Genomic DNA, 25,152 nt, shown 5'->3' with positions numbered 1-25,152 from the left:
ATATGAGAGTGTACGAGCGATATTTTAGATTTGTGATATTTTGGCGAATAGCACAATTACTTATCCTAGCACATCTTTGGCTCATAAGTACTGCTGGCTTTGAGGCGATTGTTTTTATCCTGCTTTTGCTCATTGTTATGAGCATACGTATAAGATTTTCAATACCAAAATGGAGTTTTCTTATTGAAATAGTCCTCTGTATCGTTTTCATTCCATATTTTCCGTTTGCCCTATATGGTTTAGCCATCGCTATTTTCGAAGCAGCAATAGTCGGGAAGTGGTGGTTGATTTTCCCAATGACGATTTTCATGATTGCTTACCCTGCCTTTGATATCACTTTGATTTGGTATAGTTTACTCACAGTATTAGTCGGAAGCTTCACTTATCAGTCAATGAAAGAACGTAAGCAACTAGAAAAGACTTTAGACAAGGAAAGAAAAGAAAAGCATGAGCTTGAACAGATCAAAATGGAGCTTTTAGAAGCTTATTTTGAGGTGGAAAAGGCAGCTGAATTGAAGGAGAGAAATCGGATTTCAAGAGAACTGCATGACCACCTAGGGCATGATTTAACAGGTGCCCTTCTAGCTATTCAGGCATATGAACAAGTGGAAAATGAAAATCAAGCGCACTCCCTTCTGGAACAGGTGAAAATTAGGCTTTCGAGGAGTACTACGAGATTAAGAAATACAGTTCATAATCTCACACCTGTTACTTATATAGGTGTTGATAGGTTGCAAAGAATCGTAGCAGATTCAGAGCCATTACTCATAGAATTTCAATATAATGGAAATGTGGATAATGTATCTTCTCAATATTGGCTGATGTTGGAAGCTTGTCTTAAGGAAGCTATTACAAATGTAAGTAAATATAGTAATGCGACGAAAACGAAAGTTGAACTTGATATTACTGAAACACTTGTAAGGTTGAAAATCCATGATAACGGCACCATTACCCAAAAATCAGTGAACGGAAGTGGACTAAGAAGTTTACAATTAAGAGCAAGAATGTTAAAAGGAAGCTTTACAATTGATCGTCAAAATGGGTACTTGCTCGTATGTGTTTTACCTATACAGAGAAGGGGGAAGTAGCTATGGATATATTAATTGTCGATGATGATCGTTTAATTTGTCAGAGCTTACAATTACTTCTCGATAAAGAAGAAGATATAAAAATTGTTGGTGTGGTTGAAAATGGAAGTGAAGCGATTTCTTTTTGTGAGAAAGTGCAGCTAGACCTTATTCTAATGGATATCCAAATGCCGGTGTTGAATGGAATAGAAAGTACAAAGGTTATAAAAAGAAACTGGCCACATATTAAAATAATGATGTTGACAACCTTTCAAGACGAAATGAATATTCGGCTTGCTTTAAAAGCAGGTGCTGAGGGCTACATCATAAAATCTAGTTCGATTAAAGATATGGCCAAACAGATCCGTGCAATCGGATCAAATGCGAGGGTTCTTACTCCGGAAGTACTTGATAAACTTGTGCTACAAAATAAGTCAGATGGGTTCTGGTTATTAACTGAAAGGGAGAAAGACGTGATGGAGCTTGTGGTGGAAGGTTTATCGAATAAAGAAATATCGAAGCAGCTTTATTTAAGTGAAGGGACCGTTCGTAATGTTCTATCTATTGTTCTTGATAAACTGGAGCTACGCGATCGTACACAACTAGCCATTTACTATTGGCAACGGCAAAAATAGGATGTCAACTAGCATCTTACATTGCATGTAGAGAAAAGCCGTTGACTATTATCTAAACAAAAACCGGGAGGATGAGTCCGGTTTTTTTTATGCGATAAGAAACGAATATTTCTTAAATAAGCATGATGGTTAGTATTTAGCAAGTTGATATAAAGGGCAAAACTACCATTAAGGTGAACAAGAGACTGAGCTGAGTCTTCTGATCCTTTCATTAAATTTCAATTCTACGATCAATCAAGTAAGAACGTGCATTCGCTTTTGGTTTGCGTTAAAATAAAAGAAAAATGTAAGAGGGATAAAAAATGGAGCCTATCAAATTTATTCATGCTGCAGATTTACATTTAGACAGCCCGATGGTTGGATTAAAAGACTTACCCGACTTCATATTTGAGCGGTTAAAGGAAAGTACATTTCGTTCATTTATTAAGCTCATTGATGTTGCAATAAGTGAAAAAGTTGATTTTGTTATCTTAGCGGGAGATTTATACGATGCAAGCGATCGGAGTATAAAGGCACAAAACATCTTGCGAGAACAGATGTTACGTTTACATAAGGCTGGCATTCGTGCATTTATTGTTCATGGTAACCATGATCATCTTGGTGGAGAGTGGATTAAATTAACGATGCCAGAGAATGTATTTATTTTTGGTGAAATACCAGAAGTAACTAGAATTCAAAAAAACGATACAATTATTCATCTTTATGGCTTTAGTTACAAAGAACGACATGTCGATGAAAGAATGGTTCAGCTTTATCAGAAAGAAGAAGCGGCTGGTTATCATATCGGCATTTTACATGGCAATTTGGAAGGATTAACAGAACACGGGAACTATGCACCGTTTACGATTTCTGACTTGATAGAAAAGCAGTTTGATTATTGGGCCCTTGGTCATATACATAAAAGAGCTGAAATCAATACAGTACCGCCAATTATTTATCCAGGGAATATACAAGGAAGACATAAAAAGGAAACAGGTATAAAGGGTTGTTATTTAATAGAATTACAAGAGCATATTTGCGAGAAGCGATTTATTGAGACAAATGATGTGGTTTGGGATGAAGTGGTCCTTGATTGTAGTTCATTCAATTCTTTTGAGGTTTTATTATCAAATTGTATCAAATTGTTAGAATCAAAAAGAAGAGAAGGAAAAGCCATTATACTTAAATTAGAATTACAACACTTAAGTATGAGTGAAATAGAAGAAAAAGCCATTCGGTCAGGTGAATTAATAGAATTTCTCCAAGAAACTGAACGAATACAACAATCCTTCGTTTGGGTAAATGAGTTAAAAGTTAAAAAGCAGTTAGTGTGGGATGAGGAAAGTTTACGAAGTCAGTCACCTTTTTATAAAGAAATGTTAGATCTTGCAAATGAAGAAATAGTTCTGAAGGCATTATCCCCATTATATAGACATAAACAAGCAAGTCGATGGATAGATGAATTATCACTAACAGATCAAAAAGAAATTGTTGCAGATGCAAAACAATTGTTACTTGAACTATTAGTGGAGGGGGTGAACGAATGAAGCTTAAAGGGATGGAGATCTATGGTTACGGAAAATGGGAAAATATCAAAATTGAACAGTTAAACGATTTTCATTGTTTTTACGGGCAAAATGAAGCGGGTAAATCAACACTAATGTCTTTTATTCATAGTATGTTATTTGGTTTTCCATCTAAAAAAGGAAATGAAAGAAATTATAAACCTAAGAATAGTAATCAATATGGTGGAAAATTAATTGTCACTTTACCAGATGGGCATGAAGCAATGATTGAGAGAGTAAAGGAAAGAACACCAGATGAAGTGAACGTTGTGCTCAGTTCTGGAAGAAGCGGTGGTTCTACGTTATTAGAGGAATTGATCCAAGGGATGGACCAATCATTATACCGAGCAATCTTTTCTTTTGACCTGTTTGATATTCAAAATGTGCAATCATTTAGTAAAGAAGATTTAGGGCATTTTTTATTTTCTTCCGGGGTTGTTGGAACAGATGGCATTTTAAAGGCAGAACAATATTTGCAAAAGCAACTGGATTTGCGTTTTAAGCCATCTGGAACAAAGCCAGTTTTAAACAGAGGTTTAAAAGAGCTAAAAAAAGCATATGAAAATCTAAAAAAAGCGGAAAAAACGAATAACCTTTATAAAGAACGAACGGAGAAAAAAGAAGAATTAATTCATAGTAACGAACTACTTGAACAAGAAGTGGAACAGTTAGAAGCGATGCTAAGCTCTTTAAGGAAGTGGTTTACGGTTGAGAAAGTATATCTTCATTATTTAAGTTTACTAGATGAAGAAAGTCAATTAGACGTAGATGAATTTCCAATAGATGGGTTAAAGCAATTAGAGGCTATACAACAGAGTAAGGAAGTATTAGAAGACCAAAGAAATGAACTCATCATGAAAAGAAGTAACCTTGACGAAAAATTAATGAATGCAGGGTTACAGAAGCAAATACTTGAAAATAGAGCAGAAATTGAAGCTGTTTGCGAACTGAATACTGTCAGAGAGAATCAAGTGCAGACGAAAAACGAATGGCAACTCGAAATAAAAGCTTTGGAGGAAGAATTGCAGCATATGTCAGATAAGCTGCATATGCAAATATCTGAGGAAGAAATTTTATCTTTTGATACGAGTATGTTTCAAAAAGAGCTCATCTCTAATGTAATGAAGAAAAAGTCGCGGTTGACCGATAGAAAATTGCAATTGGATGAAGAGTCGGAGACTATAAGAACTGAATTAAATGAATTAGAAAATAAAATAAATGAAAGTAGAAAGAAGTTACTATCAAGGGAAGAGAGAGCAAACATTGTTAAACAAATCACTACTTTTGAGCAACAGGAAAGTCACCATCAGAGATTAACTGAAATCAATGTCAATATACAATTGCTCACGGAGAAACATAAACAAGCAATTACTAAGGATAAGAAAGCCCAAAAAATTGAATATATGAAGATAAGTTCACTTATATTATTATTTATTTTCATTGGCATATGGGGATTTTTTGAAGCTTCATTCCTCATCCAAGCATTAGCGATTGGGGGAATCTGTCTTACCTTTATTAGTTCTTTTTTTAAACAGAAGGCAGTCTACTCTGATGGAATAAAGGATGAATTGGATTATTTAAGACAACAAAAAGTGGTATTAGAAAGAGATGAGCCCATCGCAGCTAAAGAGCAGGTGGATGAATGGAAGCAACAAATTGAAAGAGATAACAAGCAAGAAGCCGAAGTTGCCGAATACGCTCGGCGATTAGATTATGTCAATAGTCAGTATGAAAAAATCATCGCCGCATATGAAGTGTGGGAAGGTGAGATGAGAGAAATTGATAGTAAGATAGATCTCATTGCCGAGCCATATAAATTAAATAAATCAACTATGAAAAATCAATTACTTGATGCCTTCTTATTGATTGAAGAGATGAAGGGCACGATTAGAAAAAAGAAGATAAAGAAAACGAAATTGGATGACTTAAGCCAATCTATTACTAATATAGAGGAGAAACTATCTCATTATTTCTCGTTATTGGTTATCGAACCACGCTCATATGCTGATGGCGTGATTCAGTTAAAAGATATCATCGATAAAGAAAGAAACAAACTTGCAAACTTTGAAAAAAATAAGGAAATAAAAGAATCAATCCAATCAGATATTACGATTATAGACGAGAAAATAGCAAATAGAGAAAAGCATGTTCAATCGTTACTAGAAGAAGCAGATGTGTCTTCAATCATAGCTTTTAAAGAAAAAGGGATGGCTGCTAAAAGGAAGCAAGCCATTAAAGAAGAGCTACGAACCGAAAAATTAAAGTTAAATATGACAAATTTATCACAAGAGAAATTAAATAAATATGTTGAATTAAGACCGACAGAAGAACAATTAAAAGAATACCAAATAAGCATTGATACGAGGAAAGAAAGAATTACCAAGCAACAAGAAATACTACATCATCTTTCTTATGAAATTAAACAATTAGAAGAAGGTGGGATTTATGCTGAACTATTACACAAATACAAACAATTAAAAGCAGAATGGAATGAGTTGGCAAAGGAATGGGCCGTGTATGCAACAGCAAAGAGCTTACTATCTGAAACGGTGAACACCTTTAAAGAAGAAGAATTCCCTAAAATATTAAAGAAAGCTGAGAGGTATTTTTCTGATTTAACATTAGGTCAATATAAGAGGATTTTTTATGATAGCGACAAAGACCATTTATTATTAGAGCATAAGGAAGGGATGTTTTTTGAGCCAAGATCGTTAAGTCAATCAACAGCTGAGCAACTTTATATTAGTTTGCGGTTGAGCTTGGCAGAAATTGTGTTCCATCGGTATCAGCTCCCTTTTATAATTGATGATGGATTTGTGAACTTTGATCATAAAAGAGTGGAAGAAGTCATGCGAGTACTAAGAGGTAAAGAGCAGCAGATTATTTTCTTTACTTGTCATAAAGGCATGTTGCAAAGTTTTAACGGGGATGAAGTGATTGATTTAAGTGAACTACAAACAGCAACAAGCTTTTAAAAATGAAGGCTGTAAAATAGATATGGTATACTTTTACTTAAAGGTAAGACTTAGAGGAGGCAGGTGTAACGATGACTAAAGGAATCGTTTATTACGATACAGGAGAGCAGGTTGAATTGTTCTTACTAATAAAAAATGCTACAAAAGGTGTGGCAAGTAACGGTAAACCTTTTTTAACTTTGATTTTTCAAGATAAAAGTGGGGATATCGAAGCAAAACTTTGGGATGTTTCCGAACAGGATGAAAATAATTACGTGCCAGAAACAATTGTCAAAGTGGCGGGAGATATCTTAAATTATCGTGGACGACAACAGCTACGGATAAGACAGATTCGTCCGTCAAATGAAAACGATACGGTAAAGTTAGCGGACTTTTTAGAAACTGCTCCTATTGACGCTGAAGAAATGATGGGGAAAGTCACACAATACATTTTTGAAATGAAAAACCCTAATATTCAAAGAATCACTAGACATTTATTAAAGAAATATCAAGCTGAGTTTCTAGAATATCCTGCAGCGACTAAAAATCATCATGAATTTGTCTCAGGTTTAGCTTATCATGTTGTTTCAATGTTAGATCTCGCTAAAGCGATTGCAAACCTTTACCCTACATTGGATAAGGATTTATTATATGCAGGTATCATTCTGCATGATTTAGGTAAAGTTACAGAGCTATCTGGCCCTATATCCACAACCTATACAGTAAAAGGAAACTTACTCGGCCATATTTCCATCATGGTTAGTGAGATTGAGACAGCGGCTGAGGAGCTATCAATTCAAGGAGAAGAGGTCGTTATTTTACAGCATATTGTTCTGTCTCACCATGGTAAAGCAGAATGGGGTAGCCCGAAACCGCCTTTAATTAAAGAAGCGGAAATCATTCATTATATTGATAATTTAGATGCGAAAATGAATATGCTTGACCGATCATTATCTAGAGTCAAACCAGGTGAATACACTGAAAGAGTTTTTGCTTTAGATAATCGGGCATTTTATAAGCCGACCTTTCATGAATAAATGAGAAAAAGCAAGTATGTGGAATGTAAGAATGTCACATAACTTGCTTTTTTTGCGGTTTAACAGTCGGGTGTATGTTCGTCATGCCTATGGAAATGAGAGTAAGGTGAGCAAAATGGTTATGAAAAATTTTTTGCATATTATGGGACGAGCAGACATATTTTCTAATAAGAGAGTAAGGAGGAGTCCAATGGTACCTATATGGCTTTATTTTGTGATTGCAGGTATTTTCATTAGCGCATTTATGGCGATTAAGACAGGTAGGGATGAAAGAATGGCGGAAAATGCTCAAATTGAGCAGGAAGGTGAAGTTTATATGCAAAGGTTAGAATCCGCTAGGGATGACAAACGAGAACAATATGAAAGGCAAGAAGGATAATAAAGGTTGAACCATAGATACGAAAGAAAATATACACATAAATAGTCTAATGGTTTTAAGACCAAAGAAAAGACCTGGTTATGTCATATAACCAGGTCTTTTATGTTATTGTTCTTCTTTTGCTTCTGCATCATCGGCTTCTGCTTCAGGAGCTTTGAATAACTCTTTAAAATCATTATCTTTTACTTCCACACCTGAATTCTCTAATTCCCTCTGCATTGCTTCTTGAATAATCGTACTATCAACTTTCGCTACTTTCACTTGATATTCAATTTCTTCTTTCATATCTTCATATGATTCTTTTTCTTTTTTGTCAGTTACTTGAATGATATGGAAACCATGTTGTGATTCAACAGGATCACTAATTTCATCTACTTCTAATGCATAGGCAGCTTCTTCAAATTCTGCAACCATCTGGCCAGCTCCAAACCAACCTAAATCGCCACCATTGGCAGCAGATGCGGTATCAGTTGAATATTCTTCCGCCACTTTTGCAAAGTCTTCGCCATCATCTAATTTCTTTTTCACTTCTTCAGCTGTTTCTTTATCCGCTACAAGAATATGACGCGCTTGGATTTCTGGCTTATAATTCTCATAGTATTCCTTCATTTCTTCTTCGGTAGCTTCAACATCTTTAATTGCCGCTTTTTCTTGCATTAGACCTGTTCTTAACATTTCTTTTAGGTCCTCTTCACTTTCCATACCGTATTGTGCAAGTGCTAATTGGAAGTTAGAACCTAATTGTTCTTTCATTGTATCTACTTGTTCATTAAGTTCGTCCTCGGAAACCTCATAATTTTCTGAGAGGACTTTCTCATAAACGAGTTCTTGAAGAACTTGTTCACCATATTGTTCTTTCAAGGCTTGATAAAAGTCTTCTTGTGTAATATTTCCGTTTCCTGTTTCGACTACTACTTCAGAATCTCCTGAACTACAAGCGCTTAAAACTAATACACCTGTTGCAACAGAAAGGGATAAAATCCATTTTTTCATGTTGAACACTCCCACGTTTATTGTTGTATATACACAGTAAATACTATAACACAAATCATTTCCTTAACAAAAATATTTACTACAAAATTAGGTTTATTTAAGAAAATTTTGGGTATTAGACTAACCATTCTAGAGAGTCCAACATAGGATATAAAGAAATTGAAAATGATATTTCGTCCAAAGAAGTTTATAGAAAATATAAAAAGACGAGATACGCGCCTATTCGCACGACAGAGTGTTTGAATAGTATGTGGTAACAACCTAATAAGGGAGGTGTTATCATGGGTGGAGGATTTGGATACGGCGGAGGCTTCGCTTTAATTGTTGTTCTTTTCATTCTATTAGTCATCGTAGGTGCTGCTTGGTTATAAAAAATAGCGTTATAAGACAATAAAGAAAGAACTTATAACGGACGATAGAAGGGAGGAAAATCCATGTCACACGGCGGTGGAGGATTTGGATACGGTGGAGGTTTCGCTTTACTCGTTGTCCTTTTCATTTTATTAGTCATTATTGGAGCTTCTTGGGTTTGCTAATTAATTCATACCTCAAGCTTTTCCATACAGAGAAAAAGCGGCGAAAATCTCGCCGCTTTTTTTACATTTATTTTAAGTAAATGCAATTTCAACAAAGGAAGAAATAAGCAGTATCGTAATTAAAACATTAATTGTTCGATATACTTTCGGTTGTTTCTCCTCTGGGATTTCCTTTTGTAAACATAAGGAAAAAGTAAGTCTGTTAATATTGTATAGAATAAATACAGCAAAAATAATAAAAATGGAGATCATCGATGATTCCCTCCCCTAGTCAATCGTAGTCTATTGTTTTACAATATCAAAAATAATCATAAAAAGATAGTATAAAAGGTTGGAAGAGTGGATTTTATCTAGTTTCCTTGATTTGTATTAATATATTGAGTCCAACCTCATTCTCTTCAATATATGAAAATTTAGGTGTGTTCATTACGATTTTTATATAGATTAAATCACGGCATGATAATCCAATATGCAAAGATAAAAGAATGATGAAAAACGCTCCATATTGTTGAAATGATAACATTAACAACAAAAGTGTTCCATTAATAAATAGTATTGGTGCGATTAAAGCACTTAGATACATCAATTTAGGTACTGGTTCATTGACTTTTAATTGTATCATGGGTACACATTTTGATCGTAATTCCAACGATTTCTTTATATTTTTATTTACCGGCATTAATGGAATATAATGAATCAATTTATGGATAGGATACAATCCAATCAGAAAGAGGGTAAAGATACTTAAACTTTCTGTATTAATCACTGTATCAGGAAACAAATAATTCATTGGTAAATATGTGATAATAAAGACTGTAAATGCCAGTATAGCAGACATGAAGTCCAACCATAATTGTCCATACTGCTTGTTAACATTTATCTCCTTTACACAGCTCATAAACAAAATAATCCCTCGCAGTTCAGCGCTCATGTTTTAAATTCAAACACTACTTTACTCTCCTCTTTAAGAAAAATCAATACCATTTTTTCGATAAAAAAATGATTGTTATATTTCAACATAAAAGTGAAGGGATGTAAGGGTTTTCATTATTTTATTTTTAATCAATGAATATATTGTCTTTTATACCAAAATAAAAAAGCGGAGAAGTTTGTTTATAATTCCGCTTTTATCGTACAAAATTATACTAATTCTTTTGTATATTCTTTCTTCTTTAATAGTTTACCATCTTTTTCCTCAAATTCGTTATCAATATTTGAAAATGATTTTTCGAATATTTCCATAAAATCATCTCCGTAAATGTTGCGGATAATGGCCATCACTTCAATGATTTCTGGGAATTTTCCATATAATTCTTTTAAAGGCATCGCACCTGAAAAAACAGAATTTTTATCTGGATGATATGTTTCCATTAATTCTAGAAAAACGCTTTCACCTTTATCCGTTAATTTAATGTAAGTATTCCTTTTATCACTTTCTCTTTTTGAAAATTCAAGATATCCTCTTTCTTCAAGCTTTTTAGAAAAATTAAATGCGGTAGATACATGCATAACGCCAAACTTCGCTACATCAGAAATGGATGCGCCATTTAAATGATAAGCAATCCATAAAATATGGTGTTCATTGATATTTAAGTCATATGGTTTAATCCATTGTTGCCAATCTTTTTCAATAGATTTCCATAAAGCTTTACTCAATTGAGCAACCCTTTGACTGAAAAGCATGGCTTCCTTGATTGAGAAATTCGTTTCTGACATTTCGCTTCACCTACTTTTTTATTATTGTATATTTATTATGCCAATAAAGCAAAAATTAATAAAGATATTAATTTGCATAATTTTTAGATTTTGTTTCTTGTTTTTAGGAGTAATACTTCTGTTAGCATTTGGCATAATCTTAAAGCAAACCATTTTTATAACATAATATATTAGATTTCTTTTTTAAAATAAGAAATCCTTCTTTTTTTCTAAAATAATTAGAGAAAAAAGAAGGATTGTAAAACAGAAGGCTATTTATTCTTTGTCCATTGGATTGGCATGTTTTAAGGTTTGTTCTAATTCAGCTATTGATTTTTCAATATTTGCGATTTCTTGTTGTAAGTTTTGTTGATGGGGAAGTATTTCACTTTTCCATTGTTTAATGGAAGATGATACGTCTTCGGTTAAGGTGGAAAGAGCTACTTTCCCTTCTTCACCTACATGGACGATCTGATTCTTGATATCAGTTAGTTGTTTACCTAATTCTTTTATTTGAATAGAAGCCGATTTTGATTGTACAGTAATATATTTTCGGGTATCTTTACCAGAAGCAGGTGCAGTAAAGAGTGTAGCTGCAGCAGCTGCTACCCCGCCAACGACAAAGCCTAAAAAAAGTGATTTCGCTTTCAATCTAAACTCTCCTCTCAATTTTAATGTCTACGTATATCATACATGAATCCAGTAAAAAGAACATCTATTACCCCTTATATTCCACGCTTAATAGCTATATTAAACATAAAAAAAACACCTGTAGTCTACTACAGGTGGGGAAGTTTATAAATGAATCGCGTGTTCATTTAATTTAGTACGTTTATTAATAGATTTTGTAATTGGGAACAATACTGCCATTAAACCGGCATTTAATAATACGGTTGGTAAGACGCTTGCTGCAAATAACCCGATAAAGGCACCTGGTAGACCTACAATGATGTAAGCGGATGTTAAAAATAAAAATCCAGATATCAGTGTGCCAATCGCTGTTAAGACAATAGCGACAATTGATTTAGCGCTGATATTTTTTAACAGTGACAAAAGACCATAAAATATAAAGGCAGTTATCAGCTTATCAATAATATTAGGAATTTGTCCTCCTGGAAATCCTGTAGTCAAGGCTGAAAGAATACCACTTACAAGTCCAATAAGAACAACGCTTTTGACGTCGGTAAATAATAAAATGCCTAAAAACATCATGACTAACATCATGTCAGGCTTTACACCCATAAAAATCGGCGGAGTTATGGCATGTAGGACAACACCCATTCCTGCCAAAAGGGCAAGGGCAACAATATTTTTACTTTTCATTTTCTCATCTCTCCTCAAACTAATCTCATTTTGAACTGTATTCTCCTACAATGCACTCATTGCTTGCAGCGAGAACTTTTATTTATTATAACATCACAAATATCATATGAACATATCTATTTTATGGTTAATATTTTTCTTTGAAGTTCTTCATAAATGATACTAAAGCTTCTACATGTTCTAATGGAACAGCGTTATAAATAGATGCTCTACATCCTCCAACAGAGCGATGTCCATTTAACCCAACAAATCCTATTTGTTTCGCCTCTTCAAGGAATTTGGTAGAAAGTTCTTCGCTTTTTAAGTTAAAAGTGACATTCATATGAGATCGGCTCTTCTCATCAGCATGCCCAATGTAAAAGCCATTGCTATTATCAATCATATTGTATAAGAGGGAAGACTTCTCTTCATTTCTCTTGCTTATTGCATCTATCCCACCATTTTCTTCTACCCATTCTAAAACTAGAGAGAGAAGGTAAATCGCTAGTGTTGGAGGTGTGTTATATAAAGAGTTATTTTTTGCAAACGTTTCATAGTTTAACATAGTAGGTAGTGCTGGTTGACTTTGAATGAGTTCTTTACGAATAATAACTACTGTTACCCCAGAAGGTCCTAAATTCTTCTGTGCACCTGCATAAATAAGGTCGAATTGCTCTATTTGAAGTGGGCGGGACAAGATATCGCTTGACATATCTGCAATAAGCGGGACTTGTGTATTTGGATATTGGTGCCATTGTGTTCCAAAGATCGTATTATTACTCGTTAGATGAAGATAAGCTGCATCTTCTGACAAATTAATTTCCTCTAGCTCAGGAATGCGATGATAGCCCGTTTCCTTCGTCGAAGCAGCAACATGGGTGGAACCAACCTTTTTGGCTTCTTTTAATGCTTTATCTGACCATGAGCCAGTAAGGATATAGTTTGCCGTCTGATCTGGCTTTAACAAATTCATTGGGATCATAGAAAATTGTAAACTCGCTCCACCTTGTAGAAAAAGAACTTCATAATCATCTGGGATGGAAAGGATGTTTCTTAATGAGGCAATAGCTTTGTTATGTACTATTTCATAATCTTTACTTCTATGGCTTAACTCCATTAAAGCCATACCTGTTCCATTAAAATCTAGCCAAGCTTCTTTTGCTTTTTCTAGGACCGCAAATGGCAAAGTTGCTGGACCTGCATTAAAGTTAAATGCTCGTTTCATGCTTTTCCCTCCATCATTCACAATGTTGTACTATATCGCTGTAGCGAAATAAAGATATCATTATGTTATCAAAAAAAACACATTTGTACAGAATTAATTAAAAAGATTTTGAATTTTTTTAGAAATATTTTAAGTAAGGTTTCTTTCAGGACGATGGTTAAAGGAAAGTGAGATGGAGAGGAGAAAATATATATATTTATTGGCTTTGGGGTCTTGAGTGTAGATACAACTACATGGAAGGTTGATAGAAATATTGTAAATAGGTTTTATCAGACACAGATATCTTGCTGTGCCTGATAAAAGGTTTATGATAAATGACTATGTATTTGCTGTGACATCTTTTGGAGATCTTCAGGCGTATATTCTGAAGTATGTGTTTTCCATACGACACCTAAACCATCACCTTGGCCATATCTAGGAATAAGGTGCATATGATAATGAAAGACCGTTTGGCCAGCAATTTCCCCATTATTATTAATCGTGTTTAATCCATCAGGCTGGAACTCTGCTTTAAGCGCACGGCTAATGGCTGGAACAGCTTCAAATACGTGACGGGCTGTTTCTTCATCTAATTCAAAGATATTTTCTTTATGAACCTTCGGAATAATCAACGTATGTCCTTTGGTTACTTGACTGATATCTAGAAATGCAACGACATGCTCATTTTCATACACTTTTGCTGAGGGGATTTCCCCAGCTACTATTTTACAAAAGATGCAGTCACTCATATTTTTTTCATCTCCCTTATACTTGAATTGACCATATTTTATCATAAATTAAGACCAATCATAAATAAAAGAAGCAGGATTCAATAAGAATCCTGCCGAAATTGAAGGGGAATGCTTCTTGGCTTCTACTCTTGGAAATACTCTTTAACAAACACCTCATTTGACAGTTTTGTTAAATGCATTGAATAACTACCATCACAAACTACTTGTAATTGGTATCTTTAATAAACACCTCATTTAGAAATGATGTTTTAAACCACTTTCGGTAAAGCGATTTAAATGTTTAAAAAAAGCTCAATGCGTTTTCATTACATTTGTGCAATAAAAACATCTCCTTTAATAGTTGCATTTGAAGCTACAATCGGTTTGAAAGATTATTGTCTGCCGTAGACACCTCATTCAAGTTCATTCATTAAGATAATGAATGTTGATTTGTATTCCCCTTCATAAAATAGAATGCCCGTAATAAGAAGAGATATGCGTCACCCAAAAAAATAGTTGTTTTCTTTACAATATGGTTTTAATTTACTTACAATAAGAATAACTTTTTACAAGGAAGGTCGATCAAATGACTTTATTAAATATTAAAGAGGTAACAGGTGGTTATACGAGAAATCCCGTATTAAAGGGTATTTCCTTTGATGTCAAACCGAATGAAATTGTAGGATTAATTGGACTGAATGGCGCAGGTAAAAGTACAACAATCAAGCATGTTATTGGTCTTATGGAGCCAAATAAAGGTGAGATAACAATTAATGGGAAAACATTCTTAAGTGACAAAGATGCGTATCGTAGACAATATACCTTTATACCAGAAACGCCAATTTTGTATGATGAATTAACTTTAGATGAACATTTAGAAATGACAGCTATGGCTTATGGACTCGAACGTGAAACCTTAAAAGAAAGAAAAGCACAGTTACTTAAAGAATTTAGGATGGAAAAGCGCTTAAAATGGTTTCCTGCCCATTTCTCTAAAGGAATGAAACAAAAAGTAATGATTATGTGTGCTTTCCTTGTACAACCTTCCTTATATATTGTTGATGAACCTTTTGTAGGGCTCGATCCGCTCGGAATTCAATCACTATTGAATTTAATGGAGAAAATGAAAAATACCGGCGCAGGTATCCTGATGTCCACTCACATTTTAGCAACTGCAGAAAGATATTGTGATCGCTTTGTGATCATACATGAAGGTGAAATTAGAGCGAAAGGCACATTAGAAGAGCTAAGGGTACAATTTAATATGGCTGGTGCTACATTAGATGATTTATATATCCAGTTAACAAAGGAAGAAAATTATGAATGATATACAAAGTATCTGGAAGAATCGCTTAGCGAATAGAACAAAGGAACTAAGTCGCTACTTAAAATATATTTTCAATGGCCACATCGTTATTGTAATGGTATTTCTTATTGGTACAGTGGCCTATTATTATCAAGAGTGGCTAAAAACGCTCACTTCGGATTTTCCAGTGGCAGAAATTATGGCCATTCTACTTGGTCTTATCGTTACATATAGCCCGATTTATACCTTTTTAGAAGAAGCAGATCGTGTGTTTTTACTGCCATTAGAGAATAAACTAGGTAGGTATTTCAAGAAAGCAATTTTAACTAGCTTTTTATTATCCTCCTACTTAATTCTTATTGGCTTGGCCGTGTTAATGCCGTTGTATGCAAGTGTAAATCAAGGAGATTTCAGTTCGTTTTTTCCGTTTTTAATTATTTTGTTGTTAGTAAAAGGTGTGAATATGCTTATTCGTTGGCGAGTCCAATATGAGATGGATTATACAACCCATTTAATTGACTCATTTGTTAGATTCGTCATTAATGTTGCGTTGTTATTTTTCATATTTAGCTCAGCACATATTGGGTTCACGATCGCCACTATAGGTATTCTCTTATTACTTTATTTGTATTTTTATCAGAAAACAAAAGGAAAAGGATTAAAGTGGGAATTCTTAATTCAATCGGAAGAGAGAAAAATGGCCAAGTTTTATCGTGTGGCAAATATGTTTACAGATGTACCACATTTACGTGATCAAATTAAGCGGAGAAAATGGTTGGACTGGTTATTACAATCGGTTTCCTATCAGCAGGAAAACACCTTTCATTATTTATACTTAAGAACTTTTCTCCGAACGGGAGATTATCTAGGCATCTTTTTCCGTTTAACAGCCATCGGCGGTGTGTTGATTTATTTTATTAATAATGGAATCGCGCAAATTGTTATTGCCATGCTTTTTATCTATCTAACTGGGTTTCAACTCGTGCCATTGTGGAGACAACATCAAAATAAATTATGGATAGATCTATACCCAGTCGATTTTAAAATTCGAGAAAATTCATTTAAATGGTTAATTGCTCGTGTGCTAATCATTCAAGCCATCATTTATGCGTTACTCATTATGATAAAAGGGAATTTCTTTGTAGGTTTTGGTGTGCTCGTCTTAAGTGGGTCAGTAGCCGTTGGTTATGCATATCTTTATATGATGAAAACATTGCGTTCTCAACCGTAAGCTGATAGAAAGTAATAATTGATAATGGAGTGTGGTGATATTATGGGGAGTTATGAGGAGGCTGTCTCAAGAGAAGTAAAAGATTGGCTTTATCAAATGCGGAAAAAGTCAAGATTATGGAAAAGAACCTCCAAACAGGCCCAAGATAAATTCAATGGATTAATCCCAGAAAAAGCTCATTACTTGATAACAGATGCGATAAAGCATATGGTAAAAGCTACATTATGGGGGAGTGAATATACAACAAAGAGACCTTCTCAAATAGTGGTTACATTACAGGAACAAGATGAAAAGTTAACAGAGACGTTGATTAAATATAGAAATACGGCTTCCGTTGAAGGAGCAGGTACAGGTGCTGTAGGTTTTATAGGTGGGTTAGCAGATTTCCCACTGCTTCTTAGCATAAAAATGAAGTTCCTATTTGAAGCAGCAATGATATATGGCTTTGATACTTCAGAATATGAAGAAAGATTATTTTTACTTCATATTTTCCAATTAGCATTTTCAAGTGATGATAAACGCAGAGAAACAATGGATATCATTGAAGATTGGGAAAATAGAAAAGCAGAACTTGTAGATATGGATTGGCAGGTATTTCAACAAGAATACAGGGACCATATTGACTTAATTAAAATGCTACAAATGATTCCTGGGATTGGTGCGGTCGTTGGTGCATATGCTAATTTTCACTTATTAGAACAATTAGGGGCGGTCGCTAAAAATGCTTATCGGTTAAGAAGAATCCAACAAAATAACTGAACTAAGTGCCACAGATGTTACTCTGTGGTTTTTTGTTATTAAAACATATTTCCCGGGGAATTCCGACAAAAAAATTGGCCATGTCGAATGGTGATACACACAACTTTTTCTCCCAAACATATTTTAAAGTAATCCATTAGGGCAGATGCCTAATAAATGGATGAGGGGGGAGAATGACGAACATGGGCGTCGAATTAACAGCAATACATTGGATTTATGTTGTGTTTATTTTGTTAATTATTGGATTTATGGTCGCTAGAAGAGATACAACCTTTATTTGTATAGTCGGGATATTCTTAATCGCGATCACAGCAACGAATTCGATTAATTCTTCGATCAGTGGAATTTTTAACAGTTTTATTTTTGCTATTACGGAATTATTACCTACAATATTAGTCATCTCAATTATTGTAGGTATGAGCAAAACATTAACATCAACTGGCATTAATGATGTCATGATTTCACCATTTACTAAACTGATTAAAACACCAACATTAGCTTATTGGGTAATAGGTATTTTAATGATGGGAATTTCATGGTTCTTTTGGCCGTCTCCAGCAGTTGCTTTAATTGGTGCAGTGTTATTACCAGTGGCTTTAAGAGCAGGTCTGCCTGCATTAGCAGTAGCGATGTCAATGAACTTATTTGGTCATGGTATAGCATTATCAGGAGACTTTGTTATTCAGGCTGCCCCTAAACTGACTGCAGACGCAGCAGGGTTACCAGTTGGTGATGTCATCTCAGCAAGTATTCCACTCGTCATTGTTATGGGGGTTGTGACCACCTTAACAGCGTTTTTCTTTATTAAGAGGGATATGAATTCAGGCAAACTTAATATGTCAACAGCTATGACGGAAAGTACAGATTTACCAACTGATTTACCGCAAGCAAACCTACTTACACCTATACAAAAAAAGATTTTTGCTATTCTTATTCCCATTTTATTTGTGATTGATGTGGTTGTTATGTTTTTATTCGACCTTCAAGGAGGAGATGCGACCGCTTTAATTGGGGGTACAGCCATTCTCATTTTACTCACGATTACATTATTTTCTCATAGACAAAAAGGCCTCGAAAAAATAACCACTTATTTAGTCGAAGGATTTCAATTCGGGTTTAAAGTATTTGGACCAGTGATTCCAATTGCTGCATTCTTTTATTTGGGAGATGCTGGGTTTCAGGCAATCATCGGAGAGCAGCTTCCTCAACATTCACATGGAATCGTCAACGATTTAGGCGTTGCACTTGCATCTGTTGTACCATTAACTGCACAAGTTGGTGCGATTACATTAACGGTAGTAGGAGCAATAACTGGTTTGGATGGATCAGGTTTTTCAGGAATATCTTTGGCTGGATCTATTGGTAGTTTGTTTGGTACAGCGATTGGTGGTGGTGCAGCAACATTAACTGCTTTAGGTCAAATTGCAGGAATTTGGGTAGGTGGCGGGGCGTTAATTCCATGGGCAATGATTCCCGTTGCCGCTATATGTAAAGTGGATGTATTTGAGTTAGCGAGACGTAATTTTCTTCCTGTCGTCATTGGTTTGATTGTGACAACAATTGTAGCGATGTTTTTAATATAGTGATAAAAAATTGATAGGGCTGAGGCGAAGTGAAGTAGCCTCAGCCTTTTTATAAACATTCTCGTCGCGAGCGTTTTTGTCTATTACTGTAATTGACTGATGTTTTTTTAAGTGGGAAAGCTTTTATTTATCTGCCGTTTGTATATAATAAAAACTGGTATATGCAGGATCTGATAGTAATTCTTTCTTACTACTTTGTTCTTCCTGTATTTTTTTTGCTATAGGATTTGTACTTTCCCAGTTCTTATATGAAGATTCGGAGTCCCAGGCTGTAATAATTACATAAGTATGACCTTTCATCGGAGTTAAAACCCTAGCTGCTTGGAACCCATTTGTATTTGTAAAGTTTGAAGAGAATTGCTGAAATTTGAATTCGAAAATGGGTTTTCCTTCATCAGTTAAGGGGATATATTGAATAGCAATAAATTTACTTCTATGAAGGTCTCCAGTTGAATCATGGATGTGATAAGATTTTGGTTGTTGAAACTTACTTTTTTTGCTTTCTGTTTCATGTACTAATAGGGTATTCTGACTATTTTGCATGAGAACGATATTCTCATTACTGAATTTTTCCATCAGTGGAAGTAGAAAATTTTTAGTGCCGCTTGTCATATAAAGATTCATTACTTTCACCTCGATTTTGATGATAAAAACGTCAAATTTTCGACATTTGAAGCGGGTACTGTACAATAAACACCGAAAAAAGTTATAGTTAATGTGAACATTTACTAAATAAGAATAATTCTAAGCTTATTTGTATGGAAAATACATAAGGCAAATGAAAGGTGGACTTAATTTAATGACTATAAATGATACATTCCTTAAAGCGGCTCGAGGAGAAAAGACTGATTATGTGCCTGTGTGGTATATGAGACAAGCAGGCAGATCACAGCCGGAATATCGCGCAATTAAGGAAAAATACTCTTTGTTCGAGATTACACATCAACCTGAATTATGCGCATATGTAACAAGACTTCCTGTAGAACAGTATAACAATGATGCCGCTATTTTGTACAAGGATATCATGTCACCGCTTCCAAGCCTCGGTGTGAAAGTTGACATAAAACCTGGTGTGGGTCCAGTCATTGATGAACCAATTCGTTCGATGCAAGACGTTGAGAAGCTCGGCGAGATACATCCTGAAGAAGATGTTCCATATATTCTAGATACGATTAAGTTATTAACAAAAGAGCAATTAACTGTGCCGTTAATTGGTTTTACCGGTGCACCATTCACATTAGCGAGTTATATGATTGAAGGTGGACCTTCTAAAAATTATTATAAGACAAAAGCGTTTATGTATTCAGAACCAAAAGCATGGTTTGCACTAATGGATAAATTAGGTGAAATGGCAATTACATACGTAAAAGCACAAATTAAAGCAGGTGCTAGTGCCATTCAAGTTTTTGATTCGTGGGTTGGTGCATTAAATGTAGAAGATTATCGTATTTATATTAAACCTGTCATGGAAAAAATCTTCTCTGGCTTGAAAGATGAAGGGGTACCACTTATTATGTTCGGTGTTGGCGCGAGTCATTTAGCAAATGAATGGAATGACCTTCCAATTGATGTTGTAGGCCTTGATTGGAGGTTGCCAATTAGTGAAGCAAGGTCAAGAGGTATTTCAAAGACAGTGATGGGGAATTTAGAGCCAGCCTTGCTACTTGCTCCGTGGGAAGTAATTGAGAAAAAGGTCCGTACTATTCTTGATGAAGGAATGAGTCAACCCGGATATATTTTCAACTTAGGACATGGCGTCTTCCCAGAAGTAAATCCTGAAACATTAAAAAAACTCACATCGTTTATCCACAGTTATTCTAAGGAACAATTTGGGAAATAAAAAAGAAAAAGTAATCATTTTTAAAGAGGTGTAAGAATGAATAAAGAAAAAATTGGTTTGTTAGTAATGGCTTATGGAACACCTTATAAAGAAGAAGATATTGAACGTTACTACACACATATTAGACATGGTAGAACTCCATCGGAAGAGATGTTAGAAGATCTAAAGAGTCGCTATAAAGCGATTGGAGGAATATCGCCATTAGCAAAAATAACTGAGAATCAAGCGCTATCACTTCAAGAGCATTTAAATCAAATTCAAGATCAATTTGAGTTTAAAGCTTATATCGGATTAAAGCATATAGAACCATTCGTTGAAGATGCAGTTCAACAAATGCATGATGATGGGATTACTAAAGCTGTCAGTCTTGTTCTTGCACCACATTATTCTACTTTTAGCATTAAATCTTATAATGGACGAGCAGAAGATAAAGCTCAGACGCTTGGCGGTCCAACTATTTACTCAGTCGATAGTTGGTATAAGGAACCGAAATTTATTCAATTTTGGGCAGATGGTGTGAAGAAGCAAATTGCTAAAATGTCAAGTGAAGAAAGAGAGCAATATATTTTAATTGTCTCTGCACATAGCTTACCAGAAAAGATTAAAGAATATGGTGATCCATATCCTGAACAACTACAAGAAACGGCTGAGTTAATTGCTAAAGAAGCTGGCGTTCGTGAATTTGCTGTCGGTTGGCAAAGCGAAGGAAATACACCTGACCCATGGCTAGGACCTGATGTGCAGGATTTAACAAGAGATTTACATGCAAAAAAAGGCTATAAAGCATTTATTTATGCACCAGTCGGTTTTGTCGCTGATCATTTAGAAGTCTTATATGATAATGACTATGAATGTAAGGTGGTTACAGATGAAATAGGAGCTGCCTACTATCGTCCAGAAATGCCAAATAGTCATCCAGCGTTTATTGATTCTTTAGCAACAGTTGTCTTAGACAGAATGAAAAATAAGTAATGAGTTGATTGCAACCGCTTTTTTTATTTTCATAAAGGAGCGGTTACTTTTTTAAGGATTTTTTGACAATGTGAACAGTTTGGTCATAGAGAGGGGAGAAGTAGATGGCCATTGACCGTAAACAATTAATTATTCAAGCTGCCACAAAATCATTTTCTCTTTTTGGCTATAAAGCTACAACAATGGAGCAGGTAGCCAAAATCGCTAATGTAGGAAAAGGGACAATATACACTTTCTTTAAAAATAAAGAAGAATTATTCGATGAAATTATTACGGCACTTATTAGAGAAATGAAAATAGAGGCAGAGCAGGTTTTGTCATCGGATTTATCATTACAAGAAAATTTACATTTAGCTCTATATCGTATTTTGGAATATAGACTAGAGCATCAATTAACAATTAAGCTGTTCCAAGAGGGAAAAGAAATGGGGACCACTGCAGTTATAGAGATGACGAACAAAATAGAAAGAGAAATCATTTCTTATATAGGAGAAAAGGTAAAAACATTAGGTATTGATAAAGGAGAAATAGAACCGTGCGACCCTGAATTGACTGCCTTTATTATGTTAAAGTTATACATATCACTCATTTTTGATTGGGAAAGACAGCATGCTCCACTTTCGAAAAGTGAAATCGCTGAGCTTATGGAAAGGTATGTGTTTAAAGGGCTTATAAAATCATGAATGTAGAATGGAATCATCATCAAATCAGCTCGCACATCAAGTGTGGGCTGGTTTTTTGTTTCTAATAAAGTGATTTTAGATAACAGTTATTTGCATCGTGTTTATTTAAAAGGTAAATCTAAGCAGCGGTAAAATATTGTGAGAATTAGCTTACTCTAGCAAAACCAATCTTCACTCAGCGGGGTAAGAGAGTCCTGACTTAAATAAGTAATTCTGTTTGAATAACAGAAATGAAGCCGAGCAAATAGAGTTTCCAAGTCAGTCAAAATCGGAAATGGAAATGAGAGCTGAGCAAAGGTGATTTGCGTCTCACTCAGATCAAAAACCAGAAAGAAATGCCAAGCTGAGGTTTCCTGTAACAGTATTTATTCTTTTTACACCTGGATTCAAAAGTCATTCATACTAGAAGGCTTGTTGGAGTAAAACAAAAAGAAGACTTGCTAAGGGGAGCAGGCCTTCTTCTTCCAATGGTTATATATTAAGGGATGGAAACTAGCATTCTATAAATCTGAGACACCTAAACAATGGTCACACTTATTACCGTAACATTCATGTTGCTCTTCGATGGACTTCCCGCATTCAGTACATTGCTTTTGTGGGAGATTCCTAAAGAAATCTAAAATGTTTTGAACCATGGTTGAAGCCTCCTAATCGTTAATTGAATTGTTTTGATATTTACATTGTATTATAACAGTTTAATATAGTCAACAACTGTTTCAATACAAATTAGAAAAAATGAAAAAATGGGCATTATTTAGTATAGTTAGAGATGAATCAAAAGGAGGGAAATGCAATGAAGTTAACGGTTATAGGTGCATGTGGAGGTTATCCAAAAGTGGGAGAAGCAACTGCGGGGTATTTATTAGAGCATGATGATTTTACATTATTAATTGACTGTGGAAGTGCTGTTTTATCCAAAATGCAAGAGATTAAACAACCAGAGGAGTTAGATGCAGTCATACTTTCCCACTACCACCCAGATCATCATGCTGATATAGGTGTACTTCAACATGGTCGTTTAATTCAAGGGTACTTAGGAAGAAAAACAAGTATTTTACCGATTTATGGGCATGATGAAAATGAATATGAATTCCAAAAATTAAATTATAAAAATATCTCAGAAGGTGTACCTATTAAAGAGAGCCTACCATTAACAGTTGGTCCCTTTACAATTACTTTTCAACGGACCAACCACCCTGTATTATGCTTTGCGATGCGGATAAAAGTAGATAATAAAGTAATTGTATATACAGGTGATACCTCATATAAAGAAGAGTTAGAAGGGTTTGCTCATGAAGCAGATATACTTCTATGTGAGTGTAATTTTTTTGGACATCAAGAAGGTAAAAATGCGGGACATATGAATAGCTATGATGCTGGTCGGTTAGCACAAATAGCTAAAGTGAAGCATCTTCTATTAACCCATTTGCCCCATTATGGTAATATAGAATCGTTAAAGGATGAAGCTTTAACAGAGTACAAAGGACCGATTAGTCTAGCCGCATTTGGCATGACTTTTGAAATTTAAAGGAGTGGTACCATGAAATTTATAGATAATCAAGGAATTACAGATCCTCGCATTAATTTAGCTATTGAAGAATATGCGTTGAAGAATTTAGATATTAATGAATCATATCTATTGTTCTACATAAATAAACCATCTATCATAATTGGTAAAAACCAAAATACGATTGAAGAAATCAATACAGAATACGTTGAAAAAAATGGACTGCATGTGGTGCGCCGTTTATCTGGTGGCGGTGCTGTATACCATGATCTTGGTAATTTAAACTTTAGTTTCATCACAAAGGATGATGGCGAAAGCTTTCATAATTTCTTAAAATTCACTGAACCAGTAATTACTGCTCTAAAAAAGTTAGGTGTAAATGCAGAATTAAGCGGTAGAAATGATTTGACAGTAGATGGGAGAAAGATTTCTGGAAATGCACAGTTCTCTACAAAAGGGAGAATGTTTAGCCATGGAACATTAATGCTCGATTCAGAAATTGAAAATGTTGTCTCTGCACTTAAAGTGAGAAAGGATAAGATTGAATCAAAAGGAATCAAATCTATTCGTAGCCGGGTAGCAAACATCTCTGAATTTTTAACTGAAAAAATTTCTATCGAAGAATTTAGACAGCTAATTTTACATCATATTTTTGAAGGTAGTGAAGTAAGTGAATATCGCCTAACAGAAAAAGACTGGGAAGAAATTCACAAAATCTCAGAACAAAGATATCAAAATTGGGAGTGGAACTATGGCAAGTCACCAAAATTTGATTATGAGCATTCTAAAAGATTCCCAGTGGGTTCTATTGACATTAGACTGAATGTAACAAAAGGACAAATTACTGAATGTAAAATTTACGGTGATTTCTTTGGTGTCGGAGATGTAACCGATATTGAAGAAAAGTTAGAAGGCATCCGCTACGAAAAAAGTGAAATTGAAAAGGCGCTAGCTGGTGTAAATATAAAACATTATTTCGGTAATATCACTATAGAAGACTTTGTAAATTTAGTTTATTAGAGCTGTATCAGTCTGTTTTTACTAAGGCATATAAGTATTTTCACCGTTTAGGATGAAGAACTTTTATGCTTTTTATTTTATTTATAAAGAAAAAAATAGAGTAGATCTCCGTAGACTACTTGAATCCTGAAATTTCTTTTAATATAATAAATTTAGAAAATTTATATTATAAAA

Annotated in this window: 27 protein-coding genes; 17 read left to right on the top strand and 10 right to left on the bottom strand. The window is 34.6% G+C overall.

Annotation, left to right across the window (positions count from 1 at the left end):
* Nucleotides 1–2: 2 nt before the first annotated feature.
* From MKX29_RS00805 to MKX29_RS00780, 6 genes are all read left to right on the top strand, one after another.
* Entirely contained in the window at nt 3–1,088 is a 1,086-nt protein-coding gene (locus MKX29_RS00805; RefSeq protein ID WP_251161287.1) for a sensor histidine kinase, read from the top strand.
* Nucleotides 1,089–1,090: 2 nt separating this feature from the next.
* Nucleotides 1,091–1,702, top strand: coding sequence for a response regulator transcription factor (locus MKX29_RS00800; RefSeq protein ID WP_341103394.1), 612 nt, complete (start codon nt 1,091–1,093; stop codon nt 1,700–1,702).
* A 302-nt stretch (nt 1,703–2,004) separates the two neighbouring features.
* Nucleotides 2,005–3,228, top strand: coding sequence for a metallophosphoesterase family protein (locus MKX29_RS00795; protein WP_341103392.1), 1,224 nt, complete (start codon nt 2,005–2,007; stop codon nt 3,226–3,228).
* Nucleotides 3,225–6,221: an ATP-binding protein gene (locus MKX29_RS00790; protein ID WP_341103389.1), complete on the top strand. Its 2,997-nt coding sequence runs from the start codon at nt 3,225–3,227 to the stop codon at nt 6,219–6,221. The genes MKX29_RS00795 and MKX29_RS00790 overlap by 4 nt, the downstream gene beginning before the upstream one ends.
* A 71-nt stretch (nt 6,222–6,292) precedes the next feature.
* Nucleotides 6,293–7,237 (top strand): 3'-5' exoribonuclease YhaM, encoded by a 945-nt coding sequence (yhaM, locus tag MKX29_RS00785; RefSeq protein WP_224937652.1) that lies wholly within the window; start codon nt 6,293–6,295, stop codon nt 7,235–7,237.
* Between the two features lie 190 nt (nt 7,238–7,427).
* Nucleotides 7,428–7,616: a sporulation YhaL family protein gene (locus MKX29_RS00780; protein ID WP_341103385.1), complete on the top strand. Its 189-nt coding sequence runs from the start codon at nt 7,428–7,430 to the stop codon at nt 7,614–7,616.
* Between the two features lie 105 nt (nt 7,617–7,721).
* On the opposite strand, the gene MKX29_RS00775 is transcribed toward MKX29_RS00780, so the two are convergent.
* Nucleotides 7,722–8,609: a peptidylprolyl isomerase gene (locus MKX29_RS00775; protein WP_095369914.1), complete on the bottom strand. Its 888-nt coding sequence runs from the start codon at nt 8,607–8,609 to the stop codon at nt 7,722–7,724.
* A gap of 281 nt (nt 8,610–8,890) precedes the next feature.
* Here MKX29_RS00775 and MKX29_RS00770 point away from each other — a divergent pair, with 281 nt between their 5' ends.
* Together MKX29_RS00770 and MKX29_RS00765 are read left to right on the top strand one after the other, a co-directional pair.
* Nucleotides 8,891–8,980 carry a YjcZ family sporulation protein gene (locus tag MKX29_RS00770; RefSeq protein ID WP_095369913.1) on the top strand — a complete coding sequence of 30 codons (90 nt, stop codon included), beginning with the start codon at nt 8,891–8,893 and terminating at the stop codon, nt 8,978–8,980.
* 63 nt (nt 8,981–9,043) lie between these two features.
* Nucleotides 9,044–9,145 (top strand): YjcZ family sporulation protein, encoded by a 102-nt coding sequence (locus MKX29_RS00765; protein ID WP_095369912.1) that lies wholly within the window; start codon nt 9,044–9,046, stop codon nt 9,143–9,145.
* A 72-nt stretch (nt 9,146–9,217) separates the two neighbouring features.
* Here the strand turns inward: MKX29_RS00765 and MKX29_RS00760 are convergent, their stop codons facing one another.
* The 7 genes from MKX29_RS00760 to MKX29_RS00730 all read right to left on the bottom strand — a co-directional run bounded on the left by MKX29_RS00760 (nt 9,218) and on the right by MKX29_RS00730 (nt 14,095).
* A complete protein-coding gene (locus MKX29_RS00760; protein WP_095369911.1) occupies nt 9,218–9,397 on the bottom strand; it encodes a hypothetical protein in 180 nt (59 codons plus the stop codon).
* Between the two features lie 94 nt (nt 9,398–9,491).
* Nucleotides 9,492–10,043, bottom strand: a complete 552-nt coding sequence (locus MKX29_RS00755; RefSeq protein WP_180316987.1) for a DUF3267 domain-containing protein — start codon at nt 10,041–10,043, stop codon at nt 9,492–9,494.
* 242 nt (nt 10,044–10,285) lie between these two features.
* Entirely contained in the window at nt 10,286–10,861 is a 576-nt protein-coding gene (locus MKX29_RS00750; RefSeq protein WP_224937656.1) for an HTH-type transcriptional regulator Hpr, read from the bottom strand.
* Between the two features lie 255 nt (nt 10,862–11,116).
* Nucleotides 11,117–11,491, bottom strand: coding sequence for a YtxH domain-containing protein (locus tag MKX29_RS00745; RefSeq protein ID WP_224937657.1), 375 nt, complete (start codon nt 11,489–11,491; stop codon nt 11,117–11,119).
* A gap of 144 nt (nt 11,492–11,635) precedes the next feature.
* Nucleotides 11,636–12,163, bottom strand: coding sequence for a tryptophan transporter (locus MKX29_RS00740; protein WP_224937658.1), 528 nt, complete (start codon nt 12,161–12,163; stop codon nt 11,636–11,638).
* Nucleotides 12,164–12,290: 127 nt separating this feature from the next.
* Nucleotides 12,291–13,367: a 3-phosphoserine/phosphohydroxythreonine transaminase gene (gene serC, locus MKX29_RS00735; RefSeq protein ID WP_341055044.1), complete on the bottom strand. Its 1,077-nt coding sequence runs from the start codon at nt 13,365–13,367 to the stop codon at nt 12,291–12,293.
* A gap of 305 nt (nt 13,368–13,672) precedes the next feature.
* Nucleotides 13,673–14,095 (bottom strand): HIT family protein, encoded by a 423-nt coding sequence (locus tag MKX29_RS00730; RefSeq protein WP_251161292.1) that lies wholly within the window; start codon nt 14,093–14,095, stop codon nt 13,673–13,675.
* Nucleotides 14,096–14,663: 568 nt separating this feature from the next.
* Between MKX29_RS00730 and MKX29_RS00725 the strand changes: the two genes are divergently transcribed.
* From MKX29_RS00725 to MKX29_RS00710, 4 genes are all read left to right on the top strand, one after another.
* Entirely contained in the window at nt 14,664–15,404 is a 741-nt protein-coding gene (locus MKX29_RS00725) for an ABC transporter ATP-binding protein (RefSeq protein ID WP_095369905.1), read from the top strand.
* Nucleotides 15,397–16,614 carry an ABC transporter permease gene (locus MKX29_RS00720; RefSeq protein ID WP_341103379.1) on the top strand — a complete coding sequence of 406 codons (1,218 nt, stop codon included), beginning with the start codon at nt 15,397–15,399 and terminating at the stop codon, nt 16,612–16,614. The genes MKX29_RS00725 and MKX29_RS00720 overlap by 8 nt, the downstream gene beginning before the upstream one ends.
* 42 nt (nt 16,615–16,656) lie before the next feature.
* Entirely contained in the window at nt 16,657–17,373 is a 717-nt protein-coding gene (locus MKX29_RS00715) for an EcsC family protein (protein ID WP_341103377.1), read from the top strand.
* A gap of 182 nt (nt 17,374–17,555) precedes the next feature.
* Nucleotides 17,556–18,956, top strand: coding sequence for a hypothetical protein (locus MKX29_RS00710; protein ID WP_224937663.1), 1,401 nt, complete (start codon nt 17,556–17,558; stop codon nt 18,954–18,956).
* A gap of 123 nt (nt 18,957–19,079) precedes the next feature.
* Here MKX29_RS00710 and MKX29_RS00705 read toward each other — a convergent pair whose 3' ends face one another.
* Nucleotides 19,080–19,580 carry an antibiotic biosynthesis monooxygenase family protein gene (locus MKX29_RS00705; protein WP_224937664.1) on the bottom strand — a complete coding sequence of 167 codons (501 nt, stop codon included), beginning with the start codon at nt 19,578–19,580 and terminating at the stop codon, nt 19,080–19,082.
* A 175-nt stretch (nt 19,581–19,755) separates the two neighbouring features.
* Between MKX29_RS00705 and hemE the strand changes: the two genes are divergently transcribed.
* The 3 genes from hemE to MKX29_RS00690 all read left to right on the top strand — a co-directional run bounded on the left by hemE (nt 19,756) and on the right by MKX29_RS00690 (nt 22,451).
* Nucleotides 19,756–20,796 (top strand): uroporphyrinogen decarboxylase, encoded by a 1,041-nt coding sequence (hemE, locus tag MKX29_RS00700; RefSeq protein ID WP_224937665.1) that lies wholly within the window; start codon nt 19,756–19,758, stop codon nt 20,794–20,796.
* Between the two features lie 36 nt (nt 20,797–20,832).
* Complete coding sequence (hemH, locus tag MKX29_RS00695) at nt 20,833–21,768, top strand: ferrochelatase (protein ID WP_341103369.1); 936 nt, start codon at nt 20,833–20,835, stop codon at nt 21,766–21,768.
* 104 nt (nt 21,769–21,872) lie between these two features.
* Complete coding sequence (locus tag MKX29_RS00690) at nt 21,873–22,451, top strand: TetR/AcrR family transcriptional regulator (protein ID WP_251161295.1); 579 nt, start codon at nt 21,873–21,875, stop codon at nt 22,449–22,451.
* Between the two features lie 500 nt (nt 22,452–22,951).
* On the opposite strand, the gene yhfH is transcribed toward MKX29_RS00690, so the two are convergent.
* Entirely contained in the window at nt 22,952–23,086 is a 135-nt protein-coding gene (yhfH, locus tag MKX29_RS00685; RefSeq protein WP_095369898.1) for a protein YhfH, read from the bottom strand.
* Between the two features lie 158 nt (nt 23,087–23,244).
* Between yhfH and MKX29_RS00680 the strand changes: the two genes are divergently transcribed.
* Together MKX29_RS00680 and MKX29_RS00675 are read left to right on the top strand one after the other, a co-directional pair.
* Complete coding sequence (locus MKX29_RS00680) at nt 23,245–23,979, top strand: MBL fold metallo-hydrolase (RefSeq protein ID WP_341103365.1); 735 nt, start codon at nt 23,245–23,247, stop codon at nt 23,977–23,979.
* A 12-nt stretch (nt 23,980–23,991) separates the two neighbouring features.
* A complete protein-coding gene (locus tag MKX29_RS00675) occupies nt 23,992–24,978 on the top strand; it encodes a lipoate--protein ligase (RefSeq protein ID WP_095369897.1) in 987 nt (328 codons plus the stop codon).
* Nucleotides 24,979–25,152 lie beyond the last annotated feature (174 nt).

It is taken from the genome of Cytobacillus sp. FSL R7-0696, from assembly GCF_038006865.1.
GTDB lineage: Bacteria > Bacillota > Bacilli > Bacillales > Cytobacillaceae > Cytobacillus > Cytobacillus kochii.
This window is presented reverse-complemented; position numbering and strand designations above follow the sequence as displayed.

Bases quoted from the DNA above. Each gene is read 5' to 3' on its own strand.
- MKX29_RS00805 (WP_251161287.1), top strand. From the start codon at position 3: ATGAGAGTGTACGAGCGATATTTTAGATTTGTGATATTTTGGCGAATA.
- MKX29_RS00800 (WP_341103394.1), top strand. From the start codon at position 1,091: ATGGATATATTAATTGTCGATGATGATCGTTTAATTTGTCAGAGCTTA.
- MKX29_RS00795 (WP_341103392.1), top strand. From the start codon at position 2,005: ATGGAGCCTATCAAATTTATTCATGCTGCAGATTTACATTTAGACAGC.
- MKX29_RS00790 (WP_341103389.1), top strand. From the start codon at position 3,225: ATGAAGCTTAAAGGGATGGAGATCTATGGTTACGGAAAATGGGAAAAT.
- yhaM (WP_224937652.1), top strand. From the start codon at position 6,293: ATGACTAAAGGAATCGTTTATTACGATACAGGAGAGCAGGTTGAATTG.
- MKX29_RS00780 (WP_341103385.1), top strand. From the start codon at position 7,428: ATGGTACCTATATGGCTTTATTTTGTGATTGCAGGTATTTTCATTAGC.
- MKX29_RS00775 (WP_095369914.1), bottom strand. From the start codon at position 8,609: ATGAAAAAATGGATTTTATCCCTTTCTGTTGCAACAGGTGTATTAGTT.
- MKX29_RS00770 (WP_095369913.1), top strand. From the start codon at position 8,891: ATGGGTGGAGGATTTGGATACGGCGGAGGCTTCGCTTTAATTGTTGTT.
- MKX29_RS00765 (WP_095369912.1), top strand. From the start codon at position 9,044: ATGTCACACGGCGGTGGAGGATTTGGATACGGTGGAGGTTTCGCTTTA.
- MKX29_RS00760 (WP_095369911.1), bottom strand. From the start codon at position 9,397: ATGATCTCCATTTTTATTATTTTTGCTGTATTTATTCTATACAATATT.
- MKX29_RS00755 (WP_180316987.1), bottom strand. From the start codon at position 10,043: ATGAGCTGTGTAAAGGAGATAAATGTTAACAAGCAGTATGGACAATTA.
- MKX29_RS00750 (WP_224937656.1), bottom strand. From the start codon at position 10,861: ATGTCAGAAACGAATTTCTCAATCAAGGAAGCCATGCTTTTCAGTCAA.
- MKX29_RS00740 (WP_224937658.1), bottom strand. From the start codon at position 12,163: ATGAAAAGTAAAAATATTGTTGCCCTTGCCCTTTTGGCAGGAATGGGT.
- serC (WP_341055044.1), bottom strand. From the start codon at position 13,367: ATGAAACGAGCATTTAACTTTAATGCAGGTCCAGCAACTTTGCCATTT.
- MKX29_RS00730 (WP_251161292.1), bottom strand. From the start codon at position 14,095: ATGAGTGACTGCATCTTTTGTAAAATAGTAGCTGGGGAAATCCCCTCA.
- MKX29_RS00725 (WP_095369905.1), top strand. From the start codon at position 14,664: ATGACTTTATTAAATATTAAAGAGGTAACAGGTGGTTATACGAGAAAT.
- MKX29_RS00720 (WP_341103379.1), top strand. From the start codon at position 15,397: ATGAATGATATACAAAGTATCTGGAAGAATCGCTTAGCGAATAGAACA.
- MKX29_RS00715 (WP_341103377.1), top strand. From the start codon at position 16,657: ATGGGGAGTTATGAGGAGGCTGTCTCAAGAGAAGTAAAAGATTGGCTT.
- MKX29_RS00710 (WP_224937663.1), top strand. From the start codon at position 17,556: ATGGGCGTCGAATTAACAGCAATACATTGGATTTATGTTGTGTTTATT.
- MKX29_RS00705 (WP_224937664.1), bottom strand. From the start codon at position 19,580: ATGAATCTTTATATGACAAGCGGCACTAAAAATTTTCTACTTCCACTG.
- hemE (WP_224937665.1), top strand. From the start codon at position 19,756: ATGACTATAAATGATACATTCCTTAAAGCGGCTCGAGGAGAAAAGACT.
- hemH (WP_341103369.1), top strand. From the start codon at position 20,833: ATGAATAAAGAAAAAATTGGTTTGTTAGTAATGGCTTATGGAACACCT.
- MKX29_RS00690 (WP_251161295.1), top strand. From the start codon at position 21,873: ATGGCCATTGACCGTAAACAATTAATTATTCAAGCTGCCACAAAATCA.
- yhfH (WP_095369898.1), bottom strand. From the start codon at position 23,086: ATGGTTCAAAACATTTTAGATTTCTTTAGGAATCTCCCACAAAAGCAA.
- MKX29_RS00680 (WP_341103365.1), top strand. From the start codon at position 23,245: ATGAAGTTAACGGTTATAGGTGCATGTGGAGGTTATCCAAAAGTGGGA.
- MKX29_RS00675 (WP_095369897.1), top strand. From the start codon at position 23,992: ATGAAATTTATAGATAATCAAGGAATTACAGATCCTCGCATTAATTTA.